The 18389-nt window shown below is 66.1% G+C and carries 21 protein-coding genes; 16 read left to right on the forward strand and 5 right to left on the reverse strand.

The features are described from left to right. Window positions 1-92: 92 nt before the first annotated feature. From hfq to P0Y52_06305, 3 genes are read left to right on the forward strand one after another with little or no spacing between them, the layout of a single operon-like run. Window positions 93-338 carry an RNA chaperone Hfq gene (gene hfq, locus P0Y52_06295; protein ID WEK59149.1) on the forward strand — a complete coding sequence of 82 codons (246 nt, stop codon included), beginning with the start codon at window positions 93-95 and terminating at the stop codon, window positions 336-338. Further along, window positions 339-1652: a GTPase HflX gene (hflX, locus tag P0Y52_06300; protein ID WEK59150.1), complete on the forward strand. Its 1314-nt coding sequence runs from the start codon at window positions 339-341 to the stop codon at window positions 1650-1652. It begins immediately after the preceding gene. A gap of 3 nt (window positions 1653-1655) precedes the next feature. Next, window positions 1656-3284, forward strand: a complete 1629-nt coding sequence (locus P0Y52_06305) for a Na+/H+ antiporter (GenBank protein WEK59151.1) — start codon at window positions 1656-1658, stop codon at window positions 3282-3284. A gap of 179 nt (window positions 3285-3463) precedes the next feature. Here P0Y52_06305 and P0Y52_06310 read toward each other — a convergent pair whose 3' ends face one another. The 3 genes from P0Y52_06310 to P0Y52_06320 are packed head-to-tail and all read right to left on the reverse strand — an operon-like array spanning window position 3464 to window position 6108. Then, window positions 3464-3988 (reverse strand): hypothetical protein, encoded by a 525-nt coding sequence (locus P0Y52_06310; GenBank protein WEK59152.1) that lies wholly within the window; start codon window positions 3986-3988, stop codon window positions 3464-3466. Beyond that, window positions 3955-4743, reverse strand: coding sequence for a nucleoside triphosphate pyrophosphohydrolase (gene mazG / locus P0Y52_06315; GenBank protein ID WEK59153.1), 789 nt, complete (start codon window positions 4741-4743; stop codon window positions 3955-3957). Before mazG ends, P0Y52_06310 begins: the two co-directional genes overlap by 34 nt. Next, window positions 4744-6108 (reverse strand): MFS transporter, encoded by a 1365-nt coding sequence (locus P0Y52_06320; GenBank protein ID WEK59154.1) that lies wholly within the window; start codon window positions 6106-6108, stop codon window positions 4744-4746. It lies immediately after the preceding gene. Window positions 6109-6220: 112 nt separating this feature from the next. Here P0Y52_06320 and P0Y52_06325 point away from each other — a divergent pair, with 112 nt between their 5' ends. From P0Y52_06325 to ygiD, 4 genes are all read left to right on the forward strand, one after another. Next, window positions 6221-7108, forward strand: coding sequence for a D-alanyl-D-alanine carboxypeptidase family protein (locus P0Y52_06325; protein WEK59155.1), 888 nt, complete (start codon window positions 6221-6223; stop codon window positions 7106-7108). Next, window positions 7083-7550, forward strand: coding sequence for a hypothetical protein (locus P0Y52_06330; protein ID WEK59156.1), 468 nt, complete (start codon window positions 7083-7085; stop codon window positions 7548-7550). Before P0Y52_06325 ends, P0Y52_06330 begins: the two co-directional genes overlap by 26 nt. 88 nt (window positions 7551-7638) lie before the next feature. Beyond that, complete coding sequence (wrbA, locus tag P0Y52_06335) at window positions 7639-8241, forward strand: NAD(P)H:quinone oxidoreductase (GenBank protein WEK59157.1); 603 nt, start codon at window positions 7639-7641, stop codon at window positions 8239-8241. A 4-nt stretch (window positions 8242-8245) separates the two neighbouring features. After that, entirely contained in the window at window positions 8246-9001 is a 756-nt protein-coding gene (gene ygiD / locus P0Y52_06340) for a 4,5-DOPA dioxygenase extradiol (protein WEK59158.1), read from the forward strand. A gap of 21 nt (window positions 9002-9022) precedes the next feature. On the opposite strand, the gene P0Y52_06345 is transcribed toward ygiD, so the two are convergent. After that, window positions 9023-9445 (reverse strand): DoxX family protein, encoded by a 423-nt coding sequence (locus P0Y52_06345; GenBank protein WEK59159.1) that lies wholly within the window; start codon window positions 9443-9445, stop codon window positions 9023-9025. A gap of 108 nt (window positions 9446-9553) precedes the next feature. Then, complete coding sequence (locus P0Y52_06350) at window positions 9554-11110, reverse strand: AMP-binding protein (protein ID WEK59160.1); 1557 nt, start codon at window positions 11108-11110, stop codon at window positions 9554-9556. A 197-nt stretch (window positions 11111-11307) separates the two neighbouring features. Here P0Y52_06350 and lipA point away from each other — a divergent pair, with 197 nt between their 5' ends. The 9 genes from lipA (at window position 11308) to pdhA (ending at window position 18386) form a co-directional block, all read left to right on the forward strand. Further along, the gene (gene lipA / locus P0Y52_06355) at window positions 11308-12279 is read left to right on the forward strand and encodes a lipoyl synthase (protein WEK59161.1); all 972 of its coding nucleotides are present in this window, start codon (window positions 11308-11310) and stop codon (window positions 12277-12279) included. A 7-nt stretch (window positions 12280-12286) separates the two neighbouring features. Continuing rightward, complete coding sequence (locus P0Y52_06360; protein WEK59162.1) at window positions 12287-12733, forward strand: type II toxin-antitoxin system RatA family toxin; 447 nt, start codon at window positions 12287-12289, stop codon at window positions 12731-12733. Between the two features lie 106 nt (window positions 12734-12839). Next, window positions 12840-13076: a hypothetical protein gene (locus tag P0Y52_06365; protein ID WEK59163.1), complete on the forward strand. Its 237-nt coding sequence runs from the start codon at window positions 12840-12842 to the stop codon at window positions 13074-13076. Next, window positions 13070-14206 (forward strand): NAD(P)/FAD-dependent oxidoreductase, encoded by a 1137-nt coding sequence (locus P0Y52_06370; GenBank protein ID WEK59164.1) that lies wholly within the window; start codon window positions 13070-13072, stop codon window positions 14204-14206. The genes P0Y52_06365 and P0Y52_06370 overlap by 7 nt, the downstream gene beginning before the upstream one ends. 277 nt (window positions 14207-14483) lie before the next feature. Continuing rightward, window positions 14484-14666, forward strand: a complete 183-nt coding sequence (rpmF, locus tag P0Y52_06375; protein WEK59165.1) for a 50S ribosomal protein L32 — start codon at window positions 14484-14486, stop codon at window positions 14664-14666. 112 nt (window positions 14667-14778) lie between these two features. Beyond that, window positions 14779-15393 carry a hypothetical protein gene (locus P0Y52_06380; protein WEK59166.1) on the forward strand — a complete coding sequence of 205 codons (615 nt, stop codon included), beginning with the start codon at window positions 14779-14781 and terminating at the stop codon, window positions 15391-15393. 99 nt (window positions 15394-15492) lie between these two features. After that, entirely contained in the window at window positions 15493-16770 is a 1278-nt protein-coding gene (gene eno / locus P0Y52_06385) for a phosphopyruvate hydratase (protein WEK59167.1), read from the forward strand. Window positions 16771-16907: 137 nt separating this feature from the next. Next, a complete protein-coding gene (locus P0Y52_06390) occupies window positions 16908-17240 on the forward strand; it encodes a septum formation initiator family protein (GenBank protein ID WEK59168.1) in 333 nt (110 codons plus the stop codon). A 114-nt stretch (window positions 17241-17354) separates the two neighbouring features. Beyond that, on the forward strand, window positions 17355-18386 hold the full coding sequence (gene pdhA / locus P0Y52_06395) for a pyruvate dehydrogenase (acetyl-transferring) E1 component subunit alpha (GenBank protein WEK59169.1): 1032 nt from the start codon (window positions 17355-17357) through the stop codon (window positions 18384-18386). Window positions 18387-18389: the final 3 nt, after the last annotated feature.

Here is an 18389-nt window from a genome sequence, read left to right on the forward strand (position 1 = left end):
GCGGAGGCGCGTCTAAGGTTGCGTGCGGACCGACGAGTCCGCACCGGCTGATCCCGTCGGCGAAAAAGAACCAAGAACAGGACCAACCTGCCATGTCGCAAGACAAACGTCAGAACCTTCAGGACACCTTCCTCAACAGCGTCCGTAAGACCAAGACCCCGCTGACCATCTTTCTGGTCAACGGCGTCAAGCTTCAGGGCATTGTGACCTGGTTCGACAACTTCTGTGTGCTGCTGCGTCGCGATGGCCAGTCGCAGCTCGTCTACAAGCACGCCATCTCGACCATCATGCCGTCCGCGCCCGTGCAATTGTACGAGCCTGACGCCGAAGAAGACTGATTGACCTCCAAGCTTATCGACCACGCCGTTCCGCTGATCCGGGCGGTCGTCATTCATCCCGATCGTCGCTCGGACAGTCCACGACTGGCCTCAGAGCGTCTTGAGGAAGCCGCGGGCCTGGCCCGCGCGCTGGACCTCGACGTGCGCGCCGAAGAGATCGTGCGCCTGCGCTCCACCACGCCTGCCACCCTGTTCGGGTCCGGCAAGGTCGAGGAACTGGCCGCGCTGGTTCGCGCCGCCGACGCCGAGGCCGTGGTCATCGACGACGACCTGTCGCCGGTGCAGCAGCGTAATCTGGAGAAGGCGTGGGAGGTGAAGGTCATCGACCGCACCGGCCTGATCCTGGAAATCTTCGGGCGCCGCGCGCGGACCAAGGAAGGCCGGTTGCAGGTCGAACTGGCCCGGCTGGATTATGAACGCTCGCGTCTGGTCCGCACCTGGACCCACTTGGAGCGCCAGCGCGGCGGCACGGGCTCGACCGGCGGCCCGGGCGAAACCCAGATCGAACTGGACCGACGCCTGATCGCCGACCGCATCGTCCGCCTGAAGGCTGAGCTGGAAGAAGTGCGCCGCACGCGCGGTCTGCATCGCAAGGCGCGCAAGAAGGTGCCTTTCCCTTCGGTGGCGCTGGTCGGTTACACCAATGCGGGCAAGTCGACCCTGTTCAATCGGCTGACCGGGTCCGAGGTCTTCGCCAAGGACCTGCTGTTCGCCACCCTGGACACGACCCAGCGCACCATCCGTCTGCCGCAGGGGCGTCCGGCCATCATCGCCGACACCGTGGGCTTCATTTCCGACCTGCCGCACGAACTGGTCGAGAGTTTCCGCGCCACGCTGGAAGAGGTGGGCGAGGCCGACCTGATCCTGCACGTCCGCGACATCGCCTCGCCCGACAGCGACGCCCAGGCCAAGGACGTCGAGGCGGTGCTGGAACAGATTCCGACGCCGGAGGGCAAGACCCGCCGCATTCTGGAAGTCTGGAACAAGATCGACCTGCTGGACCCCGACGTGCGCGAAGCCGTTACGGGCCAGGCCGAGCGTCTGGCCCGCGAGGGCAAGGCCGTCGCGGTCTCGGCCTGGACCGGCGAGGGCATCGAGCCCCTGCGTGAAACCATCGCCGGCCTGATCGATGACGATCCCGAGACGCGCCTGACGCTGCAGCCCCATCAGGGCGAAGCCCTGGCCTGGCTGTACGAGAACGGCCGCGTCACCTTCCGCGACACCGACGCCGACGGTCGGACCCATCTGGTCGTGCGGCTGCATCCGTCGGCCCTAGGGCGGCTGGAGCGCCTCTACCCCGACATCATTGACTGACCCATGCACCTGATTGAGACGATCCTTTTCCTGCTGCTGGCCGTCGTGCTGTCAGGGTGGGTGGCGCGGATCACGCGGATCGCTCTGCCGCTGGTGCAGATCGGCTTGGGGGCGCTGGTCGTTCTGATTACGGGTCAGGCGGTGGACCTGAAGCCGGACATCTTCTTCCTGCTGTTCTTGCCGCCGCTGCTGTTCGTCGATGGCTGGCGCATTCCCAACGAGGCGCTGTTCCGCGACCGGGTGGTGATCCTGGAGCTGGCGCTGGGCCTGGTGGTCTTCACCGTCGTCGGCCTGGGTTTCCTGATCCACTGGATGATCCCCGCCATGCCTCTGGCCGTGGCCTTCGCCTTGGCCGCCATCCTGTCGCCGACTGACCCCATCGCCGTGTCGGCGGTGGCCGCGCGCGCGCCGATCCCCAAGCGGCTGATGCATATTCTAGAGGGCGAGTCCCTGCTCAACGACGCGACGGGCCTGACCTGCATGCGGATCGCCGTGATTGCGGCGACGACGGGGGCCTTTTCGTTGACCCACGCCATCGGCACCTTCGCCTGGCTCGCTGTCTCGGGAATCGCCGTCGGCATCGTCGTGACCCTGGCCATCGGCCTGCTCAAGGGCTGGATCAGCCGCCGCTGGGGCGAAGACGTCGGCGGGCAGATCCTGATCAGCATCCTGATTCCATTTGCGGCCTATCTGGCGGCCGAAGCGGTGCACGGATCGGGCATCCTGGCCGCCGTCGCCGCCGGCGTGACCATGAGCTTCACCGAGCGTCAGGGCTCGGCCATGGCTGCGACCCGCATTCGTCGCGCCGTCGTGTGGGATACGGTGCAGTTTGTCGCCAACGGCCTGATCTTCGTGATTCTGGGCGAGCAGATGCCCTCCATCATGGCGCGCGCCGCCGAGGTCATCCAGACGACCCAGCACCGAGAAGTCTGGTGGCTGGCCGTCTATGTCTTCGCCATCGTCGCAGCCCTGGCGGCGTTGCGGTTCGTCTGGGTCTGGACCTCGCTGAAGCTGACCCTCTACCGCAAGCGGGGGCAGGGAGCGCCGCCCCGTGTGGGGCTGCGGCTGGTCGCCGTCATGTCTCTGGCCGGCGTGCGTGGGGCCATCACCCTGGCCGGCATCCTGACCCTGCCCTTCGTGCTGAGCGACGGCTCGCCCATGCCGGCGCGCAACCTGGCCATTTTCCTGGCGGCGGGGGTGATCATCGTCTCACTGGTGCTGGCCACGGTCGCCCTGCCGCGCCTGCTGAAGAACGTCGAGCTGCCGCCCGAACCTTCGCACCTTGAAGAAGAAGACCGCTCGCGCGTCGCCGCGGCGTCCGCCGCCCTGCGCGCCATCGAGGATCGTCAGCATGCCATGGCCGAGGGCCGCTCCGACCCCGACCTCTACGCCGAGACCGCCGCCCGCTTGATGGAGGTCTATCGTCGTCGCATCGAGAACCGCAGCCATAACGAAGGCGACGACATCGCCCGCACCCAGCGGGGCGACGAGATCGAGCGCCAACTGCGCCTGGCGGGCCTCGCCGCGGAACGCGACGAACTGGTCCGTCTGCGTCGACAGCGACTGGTGGACGAAGAAATCGCGCGGCGTCTGATCCGCGAGATCGACCTTCAGGAACTGCGCTACGTGTGACGGGCCTGTTCAGGCGTCGAGGATGGCGCTGATCGCGGCATAATCGTCGGCGATGTGATGAGCCCCTGCGTGTCGCAGACGATCGCCGTCTCCCTCGCGCATATGCCCACCGGCGCAAAGCCCGACGACGGTCATCCCGGCGGCGCACCCCGCCGCCACGCCGCTTGGGCTGTCCTCGATCACAAGCGTTCGGGCGGGATCGGTCTGCATTTCGGCGGCGGCATGCAGGAACAGGTCGGGGTGGGGCTTGCCACGGGTGACGTGGACGGTCGCACTGAAACCGGGCCGCCGAACGTCGAGGCCAGTCCGAAGCGGGTCAGCCCCATGGTGATCCAGTCAAGCGGGCTGGACGAGGCGATGCAGCGGCGCTCGCCCCGTGACTCCAAAAAGTCGAGCGCCCCGGCGACGGGAGCAAGCTCCACTGGCGCGCGGGCGTGGCAACGCCGGGTCCACTCGTCGTGCAGCCCCTCTGGGCAGGGGCCGAACCGCGCCTCGATCAGGGCGAGGCAGTCCAGCCAACGCTTGCCCACATAGGCCGAAAGGGCGTCATCCAGCGTCGTCGGCATCCCGACGTCTGTGAGCAGGTCTGCGAGGATGGTGTTGTTCAGCAGTTCGCTGTCGGCGACGACGCCGTCGTAGTCAAAGATGATGAGGTCGAACGCCGCCAGGATCAGGCCTTCTCGGCCGCCTTGGCGGCGTCCCACAGAGCGTCCATTTCGGCCAGGTCGGACTGTTCGGGCGTGCGGCCGTCCTTGGCCAGTTCGGCTTCGATGAAGCCGAAGCGGCGAATGAATTTGGCGTTGGCGGCGCGCAGGGCGTCTTCGGGTTCGACCTCCAGCTTGCGGGCCAGGTTGGCGACGACGAACAGCAGGTCGCCCAGTTCCTCGCGCGCCTTTTCCTTGTCGCCGGCGGCGATCTCGACGCGCAGTTCCTCGACCTCTTCGGCCAGCTTGTTGAAGACCTCGTCCGTCGAGGGCCAGTCGAAGCCGACGCGGCCGGCGCGCCGGGTCAACTTGGCGGCGCGGGTCAGGGCGGGCAGGCCGACCGGCACATCGTCGAGGACGCCGTGCTGGGCCTTGGCCTTGCGCTCGGCCGCCTTGATGTCCTCCCAACGCGCCTTCTGAGCCGAACCGCTGGGCTTGGCGGCTTCCTCGCCGAAGACGTGCGGGTGGCGGCGGACCAGCTTGTCGGCCATGGCGTCGGCCACATCGTCAAAGGCGAAATGCCCGGCCTCTTCGGCCATGCGGGCGTGGAAGACGACCTGGAACAGCAGGTCGCCCAGTTCGACCTTCAGTTCCTCCATGTCAGCCCGCTCGATGGCGTCGGCGACCTCGTAGGCCTCCTCGATCGTATAGGGAGCGATGGTGGCGAAGGTCTGCTCGACATCCCAGGGGCAACCGCCGTTCGGATCGCGCAGGCGAACCATGATCTCTTTCAGGCGGTCGACGGAGTGGGTCATTCAGGCGGTCCCGGCGTCGCGAAGGGCCAAGGCCTCGCGGATTTCATCATGCCGTTTCGGCGTCAGGGGATAGCCCTTCAGCACCCAGGCGGCCGCCGCCAGTAGCAGACCCGGCACGGCGATGAACAGGATTTGCAGCGCCAGCAGCGAAAACTCGCTGTTGCCTGCCGGTCCGGGCAGGGCCTTGAACCCCACCCATTGCAGGATCAGGTAGGGGATCAGCGCCACGACGTGACCGATCTTGGTCGTCGCCGACAGGATGGAGAACATCAGGCCGGTGCGATCCACGCCCGTCTCCAGCCGCACCTCGTCGCCCGCATCGGCCATCATGGCCCGCAGCAGGAACAGGCCCGCCGCATAGGGCAGGCCGGCGATGAACATGACCACAGCGGTCACGGCGAAGTTGCCCCCGGGGACCAGGGTGGCGGCGATATAGAGGCCGGCGAAGATCAGACTCGCGACAGCCAGCGCCCTGTCCTTGCCGATCCTGGTCGCCAGCCAGGCCCAGATCGGCGCCCCGACCAGTCCCGCCACGAAATAGAACAGCATGAACAGCGAGGCCTGGGTGTGGTCGTAGCCCTTGATTTGGCCGAAGAAGAAGAACAGCAGCGAGCCGGTGATGCCTGGCGCGACGCCCAGCAGCAGGTCGGCGATCAGCAGCTTGCGCACGGTCTTCATGCCGAACAGGGCTAGATAGGCGCTCGGCCCGCCGTGCGGCGGCGCGCCGACGTTGACGGGTTCGGGCACGGCGACCATGGCCAGGCCGATGGTGACGGGCAGGGCGATCAGGATGGCCCAGCCCATGATCCGCACGCCGTCGGCGTAGTCGCCGATGCCGGTCTTCACCACCACGGTCGGCAGGATCAGGATCAGGATGACGCCGATGATGTTGAACACCTGCCACCAGCCATAGACCCGGCTGCGCTGGTCATACTGGGGCGCCAGAACCGCCGCCCAGCCCAGTTGGCCCAAGGTGCCGATGGAGAAGCCGAGGTAGAGGACCAGCAGCCAGGCGAACAGATAGGCGGGCCCGGCGCCCGGTTGGACCAGGACAAACATCATCAGCGCCGACAGCATCAGGATCGGCGTCGAGACGATCATCCACGGACGATAGCGGCCGAACCGCGTCTTGGTCTTGTCCATGCCCCAGCCGATGAAGGGGTCGAAGACGATGTCGATCAGCCGCACGGCCATGAAGACGGCGGCCACCACGCCCAGCTCCAGCCCAACGTGCGTGGCGTAAAACTCCGGCAGGGTGACGGGCAGGGCGACGCCGAACGCCGCCAGCGGCAGACACGGCCCGGAAAAGGCGGCTAGCACGGCATTGGAGCGGCGGGGAGCGTCAGCAGTGGAAGCGGATGACATCAGGCGTCCGAACATGGTCGGCCTGAGTCGGCCGCAGCTTCACCATGCCGGTTTTCTGCGAACAGGCGAAGACGCCCTTGCGGTTCCCGGCAAGCTGGGGCCTGCTGGCGTCATGTCAGTGCGATTTGCGATCCTTGCCGCCGCCTTTCTGGCGGTCTTCGGCGCCGCCGGAGCGGCTCAGGCCCGAGACGACGCCGCGTCCGATGGCGGCGCCCAGATCTGCGACCGGCCCACCACGGCCTGGGACAGCGCGGCCCTGGCCAACGGCATTTCGCTCTACACCCTGGAATGGTCGCCGTTCGGTTCGGCGGAGTGGGGATGGGAGACCTATGCCCCCCTGATCCAGCGCGAGATCGGTTCGCCGTGCGACCCGGCGTCAGCGGGTTTCGCTGAGGCCCTGGCGGGCTTTCAGGCGCGTCGAGGCCTGACGGCGACCGGCCAGTTCGACCAGCCGACGTTTCAAGTGTTTCGTGGTCTCTGGCAGGAGCGGCGCCCCTTCGTCATGGCGCGGGTGAGGGGGGAGTGCCCCGAACCGCCGCCGATCAGCCTGCTGGGCTATCTGTCGCCGCAGGAAGAACACGCCGAGCGGATGACGCGCCTGCTGCGTCGCGACGTGCTGGACGCCTATCGCCGCATGGCCGCCGCCGCCCGCGCCGAGGTGCCGGCCATCGCGGCCGACCCCGAACTGATGCAGATATTCTCGGGCTTCCGCGATCCTGAGGCCGACGCGGCCCGCTGCGCCTCCCAAGGCAATTGCGACGGAGTTCGCCGCGCCGTCTGCTCGCCGCACCGGACCGGAACCGCCGTCGATATCCACGTCGGCCATGTCGCGGGCATGGGCGTGGACTCGACCGACCCCTTGAGCCGTCGCCACATGGCCCAAGGTCCGGCCTATCGCTGGCTGGTGGCCAATGCTTCCCGTTTCGGCTTCACGCCCTATGTCTTTGAACCTTGGCATTGGGAATGGACAGGCAATGATACGGCCGCTGGCGGACGGTGAAGCGGCGCTGGCGCGCGAGGTCTTCGGCGCGGCGCTGAGACTGGACGACGTCCGCTTTCTGGCCTCACCCTGGCCGTTCGACCGCGCCTTTGTGCCGGGCCGCTGGTTTGGGCGCGACTGGATTGTCTGGCCGAGCAAGACGCTGGAGCCCGACCTGTCGCGCGCGCCGCTGCGGACCCAGGCCGTCTTCGTCCACGAAATGGTCCATGTCTGGCAGGCGCAGAACGGCGTGAATCTGCTGACCGAAAAGCTGCGCGCGGGCGACGGTCCCGCCGCCTACGACTATCCGCTGGACGACCTGTGCGATTGGCGCGGTCTGAATATCGAGCAGCAGGCCATGGTGGTCGAGCACCGCTTCATCCTGTCGCGGGGCGGGCGCGCCCCGGCCGGCCAAGCCTTCTATGATCGGGTCTGCCCCTTGGCGCATCGTGTGGAAATTTGACGACGGGGACTTGCGGCGCCGCAACATGTCGCTAAATCAGGCACTGATGCAGTTGCTTTTGCGTCAGTCAGATTTAGCGGAGCGTTTGATGCCCAAGATTCTCGTCCTCTATCACTCGACCTATGGCCATATCGAACAGATGGCCGAAGCCGTCGCCGAGGGCGCGCGCGCCGTCGAAGGCGCCGTGGTGGACATCAAGCGCGTGCCGGAAACCGTGCCCGCCGACCTGGCCAAGGCCTCGGGCTACAAGATGGATCAGGCCGCGCCGATCGCCGAGGTCAACGAACTGGCTGATTATGACGCCATCATCCTGGGCGCCGGCACCCGCTTCGGCACCGCCGCATCGCAGATGCGCGCCTTCCTCGATCAGACCGGCGGTCTGTGGGGACAGGGCAAGCTGATCGGCAAGGTCGGCAGCGCCTTCAGCGCCTCCGCCACCCAGCATGGCGGTCAGGAAACCACCTTCGCCGGCCTGCACAACTATTTCATGCACCACGGCATGGTCGTGGTGGGTCTGCCCTATTCCTTCGCCGGTCAGATGAACATGGACGAAATCACCGGAGGCACCCCCTACGGCGCCACCACCCTGACCAAGGGCGACGGGTCGCGCATGCCCAGCCAGAACGAACTGGACGGCGCCCGCTTCCAGGGTCAGCATGTCGCGGAAATCGCGAAGAAGCTGCACGGTTAAGATCATGCGCCAGCCCGCTATCTTCTTTGGTCACGGCTCTCCGATGAACGCTCTGGGCGGTCCCTTCGCGGACGCTTGGCGCGCGCTGGGAGAAGAGATCGGCAAGCCCAAGGGCGTGGTCATGATCTCGGCCCACTGGGAGACCCGCGGGCTGGGCGTGACGGCGCAGGAACAGCCGGAAACCATCCATGATTTCGGTGGCTTCCCGCCCGAACTTCACGCCATGCAGTACCCCGCGCCCGGTTCGCCCTCGCTGGCGGCCCGGGTGGCGGAACTGACGGGCGCGCAACAGACGACGCAGTGGGGACTGGACCACGGCGCCTGGTCGGTGCTGGCCCATGTCTGGCCTGAAGCCGACGTGCCGATCGTTCAGCTGTCGCTGGACCGCACCCTCGACACGCGCGGCCATTATGAACTGGCCAAGCGCCTTCAACCTCTGCGGGACGAAGGGGTGCTGATCGCCGGTTCTGGCGATTTCGTGCACAATCTGCGGACCTGGAAGCGGGCGGGCGGCGAGCCCTATGACTGGGCCATCGACTTCAACGAGGCGGTCAAGCGCGCCTTTGTCGCGGGCGACCACGACGCCCTGATCGACTGGGTGCATCTGGCCGAACAGGCCGAGCTCAGCGTGCCGACCGACGAACACTATCTGCCGCTGCTCTACGTCGCGGCTCAGCAAACGCCGGGCGAGGCGGTGCGCTTCTTTAACGACGCCATCGAAGGCGGCTCGATCTCGATGACCGGCGCCCGGATCGGCTGATCCAGGCGCCGATCTGATCGGTCAGCGGCGGCGGCCGCCGCTGCGCATCATGCTGTCCAGAGCGATCGGGCCCGGACCGGCGAAGAAGAGATACAGGAAGACGAAGCAGTAGAGCGCGGCCAGTTCGCCCCCATTGTTGATCGGATAGGGGCTCTGCGGCGCGTGCACCATCCAGTAGGCCACGGCGGTGAAGCCCGACAGGATGAAGGCGGTCGGGCGGCTGAACAGGCCCAGCACCATCAGGACGCCGCCGACCAGTTCAATCGGACCAGACCAGCCCGCCAGGGTCGACAGACTGGACGCGTCGAAGCCGCCGCCCTGTCCGCCGGGCGGGAAACCCAGGATCTTCTGCGCACCGTGCTGAAGGATCAGCAGACCGGCGACGATCCGCAGAACGCTCTGGAAACGCGGGGCCCAGCCCGAAATAGACGCTGCACTCGCCATTCGTTTTTTCCTCCCGTTGGCGTCCGACCGTCAGGTCCGGGAACCGAACCGACGCGGGGCGCAAGGGCGGAGGTTAGGCGAAGCAGCGCGCGCCGCAAGCCATCCTGATCAGGCGGCCTTCAGAGCTTCCTCAACCAGCTTCTGGATGGCGACATAGTCGGTCTTGCCGGTGCCCAGTACCGGAATGACGGCGATCTTGATGATCTTCTTCGGCACGCCCAGCTCCGGCGCGCCGTTGACGCGGGCCCACTCGGACAACTCGGCCGAGGCGGCGCCCTGGTGGTCTGTGACCAGGATCAGACGTTCGCCCCGCTTGCTGTCGGGCACGGACACCGCCGCGTGGCGATGGTCAGGCCAGACGGCGCCGGCCATGTCCTCGACGCCCAACAGGGAGACCATTTCGCCGCCGACCTTGGCGAAGCGTTTCACCCGGCCCAGGATGGTGATGTAGCCCTCGGCGTCGATGTCGACGATGTCGCCCGTGTCATGCCAGCCGCCTTCCAGCGGCTCGATGCTCTCGGGGTCAGTCGACGAGATATAGCCCGCCATGACATTGGGACCGCGCAGGTACAGCCGGCCGCCGCCCTCAATGCCCTCGACCTTGTCCAGGCGGTATTCCATGCCCGGCATGATCTGACCGACGGTGCCGGGACGGTTGCGGTCGGGATGGTTGACCGCGACCACGGGCGCAGCCTCGGTCGCGCCATAGCCTTCCAGCAAAGTCAGGCCGCCAAACTTGGCGTTGAAGGCGGCGCGGGTTTCCTCGCGGACCTTCTCGGCCCCGGCGACAGCGAACTGCAGGGTGGCGAAGTCACCCGGCTCGGCCACGCGGGCGTACTGGTTCAGGAAGGTGTCGGTCGCGAAGAGGATCGAGGCCTTCACCTGCGGCAGCAGGTCGGTGATCTGCTTGGCGTGCAGGGGCGAGGGGTATTCGAACGCCTTCATCCCTTGCAGTAGCGGCAGGATGACCCCGCCGGTCAGGCCGAAGCAGTGGAAGGTCGGCAGCGGGTTGAACATGACCCACTCCGGCTTCAGGTCGATGTGGGCCGCGACCTGACGGGCGTTGGCGACCAGATTGCGCTGGCTCAGCACCACGCCCTTGGGCGCGCCGAAACTACCCGAGGTGAACAGGACCACGCCCGGCGAATCCGGGTCGGTCTTTGTGCGGAAGCGGCGCGGGGCCATGCCGGCGCTGAGGCCATACAGCTTGTCGGCCAGGCCGATGGTCTTGCGCACGTCATCCAGCCAGATGATCTCAGCGACCTCGCCCAGGGCGGTCATCAGGTCGTCCAGCTTGGCCTGGGTGACGAAGCGCTTGGCCGACAGAATCTTGGTGACGCCCGCCGTCTTCAGCGCGGCCTTCAGATTGGCCTCGCCCGAGGTGAAATTCAGCATGACCGGCACGCGGCCGAAGGCGTGCAGGCCGAAGAAGGTCACCACCACGCCCGCGCTGGACGGCAGAAGGACGCCGACGCGCTCGCCCGCCTTCGTCATGGCGGCGATCTTGCGACCCAGCACAAAGGCGGCGCGGATCAGGCCGGTATAGGTCAGGGGGTGACGATCCTGGTCCTCCAGGATTTCCTTGTCGCCAAAGCGGGCGCGCGCCTCAATCAGCGCGTCGAACAGGGATTCGTCATAGACCTTGGGATCCAGGGCAGCCCGCAAGCACGTCCTCCTTCGGAGAGCTCTCAGCGGCTCTCTCGGTTACAAGAGGCCGGAACCTAGTGACGTAAGGTCGCCTTGAAAAGATGCGTAACGTCGCGTGAACGTCGCATCTTCCTCACTGAAACCGTCTGTGGCTTGCCATTGGCGGTCGGAAAGCCGACATACCGCCCTTCTGCACAGGAGCCAGACCGCCGGCTATGGTCACGCTGATCGACACCCTGACGAAGAAGCCTTCAGAGCTGCGTCACCCGGAAAAACAGAACCGCCCGGAATCGGCGGTGCTGAAGAAGCCTGACTGGCTGCGCGTCAAGGCGCCCGGCTCGGGTCAGTATAATGCGACCCGGGAGATTGTTCGCTCCAAGGGTCTGGTGACGGTCTGCGAAGAAGCCGCCTGCCCGAACATCGGCGAGTGCTGGAGCCAGAAGCACGCCACCCTGATGATCATGGGCGACACCTGCACGCGGGCCTGCGCCTTCTGCAACGTCAAGACCGGCCTGCCGCAGGCCCTGGACCCGGAAGAACCCGCCAAGGTCGGCCTGGCCGTCCAGCAGATGGGCCTGAACCATGTGGTCATCACCTCGGTGGACCGCGACGACGTGGCCGACGGCGGCGCCGCCCACTTCGCCGAAGTGGTGCGCCAGATCCGCCTGCAGGCGCCCAACACCACCATCGAGATTCTGACGCCCGACTTCCTGCGCAAGGACGGCGCGGCCGAGGTCATGATCGACGCCACGCCCGACGTCTTCAATCACAACCTCGAAACCGTTCCGCGCCTCTATCTGAAGATCCGCCCCGGCGCCCGATACTTCCACAGCTTGCGTCTGCTGCAGATGGTCAAGGAGCGCGACCCGAACCAGTTCACCAAGTCCGGTATCATGGTCGGTCTGGGCGAGACCAAGGAAGAGGTCATGCAGGTGATGGACGACATGCGGTCCGCCGGCGTCGACTTCATCACCATCGGTCAATATCTCCAGCCGACGCGCAAGCACGCCGCCATCGACCGCTTCGTCACGCCGGAAGAGTTCAAGGCCTATGAGGCCATCGCCCGCGCCAAGGGCTTCCTGATGGTGTCATCGTCGCCGCTGACGCGGTCGTCGCACCACGCCGGGGACGACTTCGCTCGCCTGAAGGCTGCACGTCAGGCCCAGGCAGGCCGTGCGGCTCGCTAAGCCCTGAATGGCGGTCCATCGCGTTACGCGCATCCTTCCCTATGCGCCCGAAGATCTGGCCAACCTGGTCGCGGGCGTTGAGGCCTATCCAGAGTTCGTGCCGTGGATCACCTCCATGCGCGTCTGGAACAAGCGCGAGGAGGCGCCGGGTGTCCGCCTGCTGGACGCCGAGGCGGGCGTGGGCTTCGCCTTCCTGACCGAGCGGTTCTCGACCTGGGTCCGTCATGACATCCACGCGCCCAAGGTCGAGGTCGGGCTGATCCGCGGTCCGTTCAAGCACCTGAAGAACCGCTGGGAGTTCCATCCGCACCCCGAGGGGACCCGGCTGGAGTTCTTTATCGACTTCGCCTTCAAGTCGCGCATGCTGGACATGATGCTGCACGCGAACTTCGACCGTGCGGTCGACAAGCTGATAGCTTGTTTTGAAGGTGAAGCGGCTCGGCGTTTTCGCTGAAGGGGGCGCAATGTCGGAACACGAGTCCGTCTTGACCAAGCGTCGTAGCAGGCTCTTGCTTGTGGCTCTCATCCTGTCGACAGCCGCCTTTATCCTAGGCTCCCCCATGTTGCTGCTGTTTGCAGCCATGTCGGGAATGGGGGGCGATTCCTGTGCAGGATGGCCAGCCTACCTCTTCGTCTTGGCTGGCGTGACTTTGCCTTTCGGCATAATCGGCGTGCTGATCAACGGATGGAATGCCTTCATAGTCCGCAACGAGCCCCGGGCATGGTGGGGCTTTCTGACCCTGGTTTTGTGGCCATTAGCAATATTCATCAGCGTTAAGGTGCCTGACCTATGCTGACGCCTTTCGACTTCGACGCGACGGTCGTGGGGGCGGGGGCTGTGGGGCTGGCCTGCGGGCGGGCGCTGGCCAGACGCGGCCTGTCGGTGCTGGTGCTGGAGAAGGAGCCCCACATCGGTCAGGGCGTGTCCTCGCGAAACTCCGAGGTCATCCACGGCGGGCTCTATTATCCGACCGGTTCGCTGAAGGCGAAGTTCTGCGTCGAGGGGCGACGGGCCCTCTATGACTTCCTGGCCAGTCACAAGATCGACCACTGGAAATGCGGCAAGCTGGTCGTGGCGACCGAGGAAGCCGAGGTCGAGCGCATCGAGACCATCTTCCAGCAGGCCACGACCAACGGCGTGGAGGGGCTGAAACATCTGACCGGCACCCAGGCGCGGGCGCTCGAGCCGGAACTGAACGCCCACGCCGCGATCCTGTCGCCCGAAAGCGGCCTGTTCGACAGCCACGGCTATATGCTGGCCCTGCAGGGCGAGATCGAGGACGTAGGCGGCTCAGTCGTCCTCTCCACGCCGTTCGAGCGCGCCGAGCCGCTGCCTGACGGCGGTTTCCGCATCACGGCGGGCAGCTCAGATTCGGGGGAGGGCGGGGCGGTGCTGACGACGCGGTTGCTGGTCACGGCCCCCGGCCTGTCGGCACAGACCGTCGCCGCCGCCATTGACGGCTATCCCGCGACTGACATCCCGGCGCGTCACCTCGGCAAGGGCGTCTATTTCCGTCTGACGGGCCCGGCGCCGTTCAACCGACTGATCTACCCGCCGCCCATTCCAGGGGCGCTGGGCACCCACTATCGCAAGGATCTGGGTGGGCAGGGGGTGTTCGGCCCCGACCTGGCCTATGTCGAGACCGAGGACTATTCGGTCGATCCGGCCAAGGCTGAGGCGTTCGCGGGCTATATCCGCCGCTTCTGGCCGGGGGTGACGGTCGAGCGGCTGACGCCCGACTACGCCGGCATCCGGCCCAAGCTGCACGGCCCCGGCGAGCCGCAGCCGGACTTCCAACTGCATGGCCGCGAGCATCACGGCATCGACGGCCTGATGGCCCTGTTCGGCATCGAGAGCCCCGGCCTGACCAGTTCCCTGGCCATCGGCGAAGCGGTCGCGGAGACCCTGACGAAAGCCTCGGTCTGACAAGGCGCGGCGAATCACTCTGGTCGGCCAATCGTGAACCGCGCGGCGCCCTGGCCTGGGGATCGGGGCCTATCGGCCCCTGATCCGGTCGCGAAACCGCCGTATTCCCTACGAAAATCGGGCTATCGCCATCCATCGACGCTCATCCGACGGACGCCCTTGAAATCGGCAGCGTCTTCATGCATAAGCCCGGCCTCGCGTGGCGGCTCTTATCGGGGGGCCGCCACTGTATGTTTTCGCGTCTTCACGGCGCACCGACTTAGAGATTGAGACGGACATGGCCGTTCCGAAACGCAAAGTATCCCCCTCGCGTCGCAACATGCGTCGCGCACACGACGCCCTCGGCGCCAACTCCTATGTCGAAGACAAGGACACGGGCGAGCTGAAGCGTCCGCACCACATTGACCTGAAGACCGGCACCTATCGCGGCCGTCAGGTCATCACGCCGAAGGAAGACTAGTCTTCATTACGGCCTCGGCTTCGGCCGGACGATAGATTTTAACGGCGCGCGATGACATCGCGCGCCGTTTTCGTGCGTTGTGTGCCGTGAAGCTGAACCTGGAGCGCTCCACATGATCCGCAACACCGTCCTCTGTTCCGTCGCCCTGTTGGCCCTGGCCGCCTGCAACGCCCCGGAAGCCGCCAAGACGCCCGAGGCGACGGCCCCTGAAGCCGCCGCACCAGCAGCAGCAGCCGACGCCGCCTCCGCCACCGTCCTGACGCCGCTGGGCTATGGTCCGCTGAAGATCGGCATGACCCAGGCCGAGGTGGACGCGGCCGTGGGACCGCCTTCTACCAATGCGGCTGAAGCGAACCCCGCAGAGTGTCGCTACTACCATCCGGCCCGCGCGCCCGAGGGCGTGCTGGTCATGCTGGAGAATGGTGTTCTGACGCGCCTGACCGCCAAGAAGGGTTCGACCATCAAGACCGAGGACGGCGTCGGCGTGGGCGATGACGGCGAGCAGTTGAAGGCCCGCTACGGCGCCGCGGCTACCGTGACGCCGCACAAGTATGAGGGCGCGCCCTCGGCCTATGTCACCGTCTGGCCTGGCAAGCCTCAGTTGCAGGGCGCCTATGTCACCGACCCGACCGCGCGCGGTCTGGTGTTCGAGATCGGTCAGGACGGCAAGGTCGCCTTTATCCACGCGGGCGGCCCCAGCATTCAGAACGTCGAAGGCTGCAGCTGACGCCGAAATCAGGGAAGACGCGTCGCCCGGTTGGCGATTCGGCGGCGGCTGGTCTAAACCGGCCGTCGCACCTTCTTCTCCTGACAGAGCGCCTTCCTCATGACTGACATCGCCGACATCGTCGCCCGCCAGATTCTCGACAGCCGGGGCAATCCGACGGTCGAGGTGGACGTCACTCTGGAAGACGGCAGCTTTGGCCGCGCCGCCGTGCCGTCGGGCGCCTCGACCGGCGCGCACGAAGCCGTCGAACTGCGCGACGGCGACATGGACATGTGGGGCGGCAAGGGCGTCCAGAAGGCGGTCGACGCCGTCAACGGCGAGATCTTCGACGCCCTGTCCGGTATGGACGCCGAAGACCAGCGCCGTCTGGACGAGGCTCTGATCGAACTGGACGGCACCGACAACAAGGCCCGTCTCGGCGCCAACGCCATCCTGGGGGTGTCGCTGGCTGCGGCCAAGGCCAGCGCCCTCAGCTCGAACCTGCCGCTGCACCGCTACATCGGCGGCGTCTCGGCCCGCGTCCTGCCGACCCCGATGATGAACATCATCAACGGCGGCGCCCACGCCGACAATCCGATCGACATTCAGGAGTTCATGATCCTGCCGACCGGCGCCGACAGCTTCTCGGACGCCCTGCGCATGGGGGCTGAAATCTTCCACGCGCTGAAGAAGGCGCTGAAGGATGCCGGCCACAACACCAACGTCGGAGACGAGGGCGGCTTCGCCCCGAACCTGGCCTCGGCCGAAGAAGCCCTGGCCTTCATCACCAAGGCAGGTCAGGCCGCCGGCTACCTTGCCGGCGAGGACTTCCACCTGGGCCTCGATGTCGCCTCGACCGAGTTCTTCAAGAACGGCAAGTACAACCTGACGGGCGAGGGCAAGTCCTTCGACGCCGACGGCATGGTCGGCTATCTTGCCGATCTGGTCGAACGCTTCCCCATCGTCTCGATCGAAGACGGCTGCGCCGAAGACGACTTCGACGGCTGGAAGCTGCTGACGGACCGTCTGGGCGACCGCGTTCAGCTGGTCGGCGATGACTTGTTCGTGACCAACCCGCGCCGTCTGGCCGCCGGGATCGGCGAAGGCCTGGCCAACTCCATCCTGATCAAGGTCAACCAGATCGGCACCCTGTCCGAGACTCTGGACGCCGTCGATATGGCGCACCGCGCCGGCTACACCTCGGTGATGAGCCACCGTTCGGGTGAAACCGAGGACTCGACCATCGCCGACCTGGCCGTCGCCACCAACTGCGGACAGATCAAGACCGGTTCGCTGGCGCGTTCGGACCGGACGGCCAAGTACAACCAATTGCTGCGCATCGAAGAGATGCTGGGCGACCAGGCCGTCTATTTCGGCGACGGCATGCTGCTGAAATAGGCCTTCTCACAAAGAAGTGCTGAGCGCCGTCTCCGAACCTCGGAGGCGGCGTTCGCAATTACGGCCAAGCTACGGTTCGTTAGGCATTTTCAGTCAGGATCAGGAAACTGTGTTCACGCTCAGAAGGAGCGTCCGTCGTGCCCGAACAGATGAAGCCCTATCTTCCGTCCGCCTTCCTGTTGTTTCTGATCCTCTATCTGGGCGTTCAGGCCCTGACCGGGCAGCGCGGTCTGCTGAGCGGCGGCGAGCGTGATGCGCTTCTCGCCAAGCGCGAGGCCCAGTTGGCCCACCTGACGGAGCAGCGCCGCGACCTGGAAGTGCGCGTGCGTTATCTGCGGACCGAGAGTCTCTCGAAGGATCTGCTGGAAGAGCGGGCGAGGGCGGTGCTCGGCTTTGCCGATCCCCGCGACTACGTGGTTCGCCTGAGCAGTCCGGCCGCGCACAACCCTGACGCGATCCGCACCTCCTGAACTATTGTTACAGCCAGACCAGCGCGCTTTGCGTTTCGGGAACGAAGGCTGCTAAAGCCCCTTTCCGTAACGATAAGAGTCCCTGAAACTGGGGGCGCAGCCGGGAGATGCCGGATGGCGAAAGCCGCCGCTCATAAATCCTCGTCCAGCGCGGACGACACCAAGATTCCGAACACGCCCCAGGCTTCGAAGGAAGACCTGCTGCGCTTCTACCGCGAGATGGTCCTCATCCGCCGCTTCGAGGAGCGCGCGGGCCAGCTTTACGGCATGGGCCTGATTGGCGGCTTCTGCCACCTCTACATCGGCCAGGAGGCCGTGGCGGTGGGCGTTCAGGAGAGCGTCAAGCAGGGCCACGACAAGATCATCACCGGCTACCGTGACCACGGCCATATGCTGGCCGCGGGCATGGACCCGAACGCCGTCATGGCCGAGCTGACCGGACGCATCGGCGGCTCGTCCAAGGGCAAGGGCGGTTCGATGCACATGTTCGACACCGCGACCGGCTTCTACGGCGGTCACGGCATCGTCGGCGCCCAGGTGGCGCTGGGCACCGGCCTGGCCTTCGCCGGCAAGTACCGTGGCGATGACAGCGTCTCCTTCGTCTATTTCGGCGACGGCGCCTCGAACCAGGGGCAGGTCTACGAGAGCTTCAACATGGCCCAGCTGTGGAAGCTGCCGGCCATCTACATCATCGAGAACAACCAGTACGCCATGGGCACGAGCATCGAACGCTCGTCGTCCACGACCGAGCTCTACATGCGCGGCGCCAGCTTCGGCATTCCGGGCGAGCAGGTTGACGGCATGGACGTCCTGGCCGTGCGCGACGCCACCGCCCGCGCCGTGGCCCGCGCCCGCGCTGGCGAAGGTCCCTACATCCTTGAAGTGAAGACCTACCGCTATCGCGGCCACTCCATGTCGGACCCGGCCAAGTACCGCACCAAGGAAGAGGTCGACGAGGTCAAGAAGACCCGCGACCCCATCGACCATCTGAAGATGCTGCTCGCCGCCGCCAAGGCGACCGAGGAAGAGCTGAAGGCCATCGACAACGAGGTGAAAGCCATCGTCGCCGAAGCCGTGCAGTTCGCACAGGAAAGCCCGGAGCCGGATCCGTCCGAGCTCTATACTGACGTCTACGTGGAGGCCTGATCC

Source organism: Candidatus Brevundimonas phytovorans (assembly GCA_029203145.1).
Lineage (GTDB): Bacteria > Pseudomonadota > Alphaproteobacteria > Caulobacterales > Caulobacteraceae > Brevundimonas > Brevundimonas phytovorans.

What these genes read in the sequence shown, in the direction of transcription:
- P0Y52_06370 (WEK59164.1), top strand. Translation starts at nt 13,070, where the DNA reads ATGCTGACGCCTTTCGACTTCGACGCGACGGTCGTGGGGGCGGGGGCT.
- eno (WEK59167.1), top strand. Translation starts at nt 15,493, where the DNA reads ATGACTGACATCGCCGACATCGTCGCCCGCCAGATTCTCGACAGCCGG.
- mazG (WEK59153.1), bottom strand. Translation starts at nt 4,743, where the DNA reads ATGACCCACTCCGTCGACCGCCTGAAAGAGATCATGGTTCGCCTGCGC.
- P0Y52_06365 (WEK59163.1), top strand. Translation starts at nt 12,840, where the DNA reads ATGTTGCTGCTGTTTGCAGCCATGTCGGGAATGGGGGGCGATTCCTGT.
- P0Y52_06320 (WEK59154.1), bottom strand. Translation starts at nt 6,108, where the DNA reads ATGTCATCCGCTTCCACTGCTGACGCTCCCCGCCGCTCCAATGCCGTG.
- rpmF (WEK59165.1), top strand. Translation starts at nt 14,484, where the DNA reads ATGGCCGTTCCGAAACGCAAAGTATCCCCCTCGCGTCGCAACATGCGT.
- hfq (WEK59149.1), top strand. Translation starts at nt 93, where the DNA reads ATGTCGCAAGACAAACGTCAGAACCTTCAGGACACCTTCCTCAACAGC.
- P0Y52_06380 (WEK59166.1), top strand. Translation starts at nt 14,779, where the DNA reads ATGATCCGCAACACCGTCCTCTGTTCCGTCGCCCTGTTGGCCCTGGCC.
- P0Y52_06305 (WEK59151.1), top strand. Translation starts at nt 1,656, where the DNA reads ATGCACCTGATTGAGACGATCCTTTTCCTGCTGCTGGCCGTCGTGCTG.
- P0Y52_06325 (WEK59155.1), top strand. Translation starts at nt 6,221, where the DNA reads ATGTCAGTGCGATTTGCGATCCTTGCCGCCGCCTTTCTGGCGGTCTTC.
- ygiD (WEK59158.1), top strand. Translation starts at nt 8,246, where the DNA reads ATGCGCCAGCCCGCTATCTTCTTTGGTCACGGCTCTCCGATGAACGCT.
- P0Y52_06330 (WEK59156.1), top strand. Translation starts at nt 7,083, where the DNA reads ATGATACGGCCGCTGGCGGACGGTGAAGCGGCGCTGGCGCGCGAGGTC.
- P0Y52_06345 (WEK59159.1), bottom strand. Translation starts at nt 9,445, where the DNA reads ATGGCGAGTGCAGCGTCTATTTCGGGCTGGGCCCCGCGTTTCCAGAGC.
- P0Y52_06360 (WEK59162.1), top strand. Translation starts at nt 12,287, where the DNA reads ATGGCGGTCCATCGCGTTACGCGCATCCTTCCCTATGCGCCCGAAGAT.
- lipA (WEK59161.1), top strand. Translation starts at nt 11,308, where the DNA reads ATGGTCACGCTGATCGACACCCTGACGAAGAAGCCTTCAGAGCTGCGT.
- wrbA (WEK59157.1), top strand. Translation starts at nt 7,639, where the DNA reads ATGCCCAAGATTCTCGTCCTCTATCACTCGACCTATGGCCATATCGAA.
- pdhA (WEK59169.1), top strand. Translation starts at nt 17,355, where the DNA reads ATGGCGAAAGCCGCCGCTCATAAATCCTCGTCCAGCGCGGACGACACC.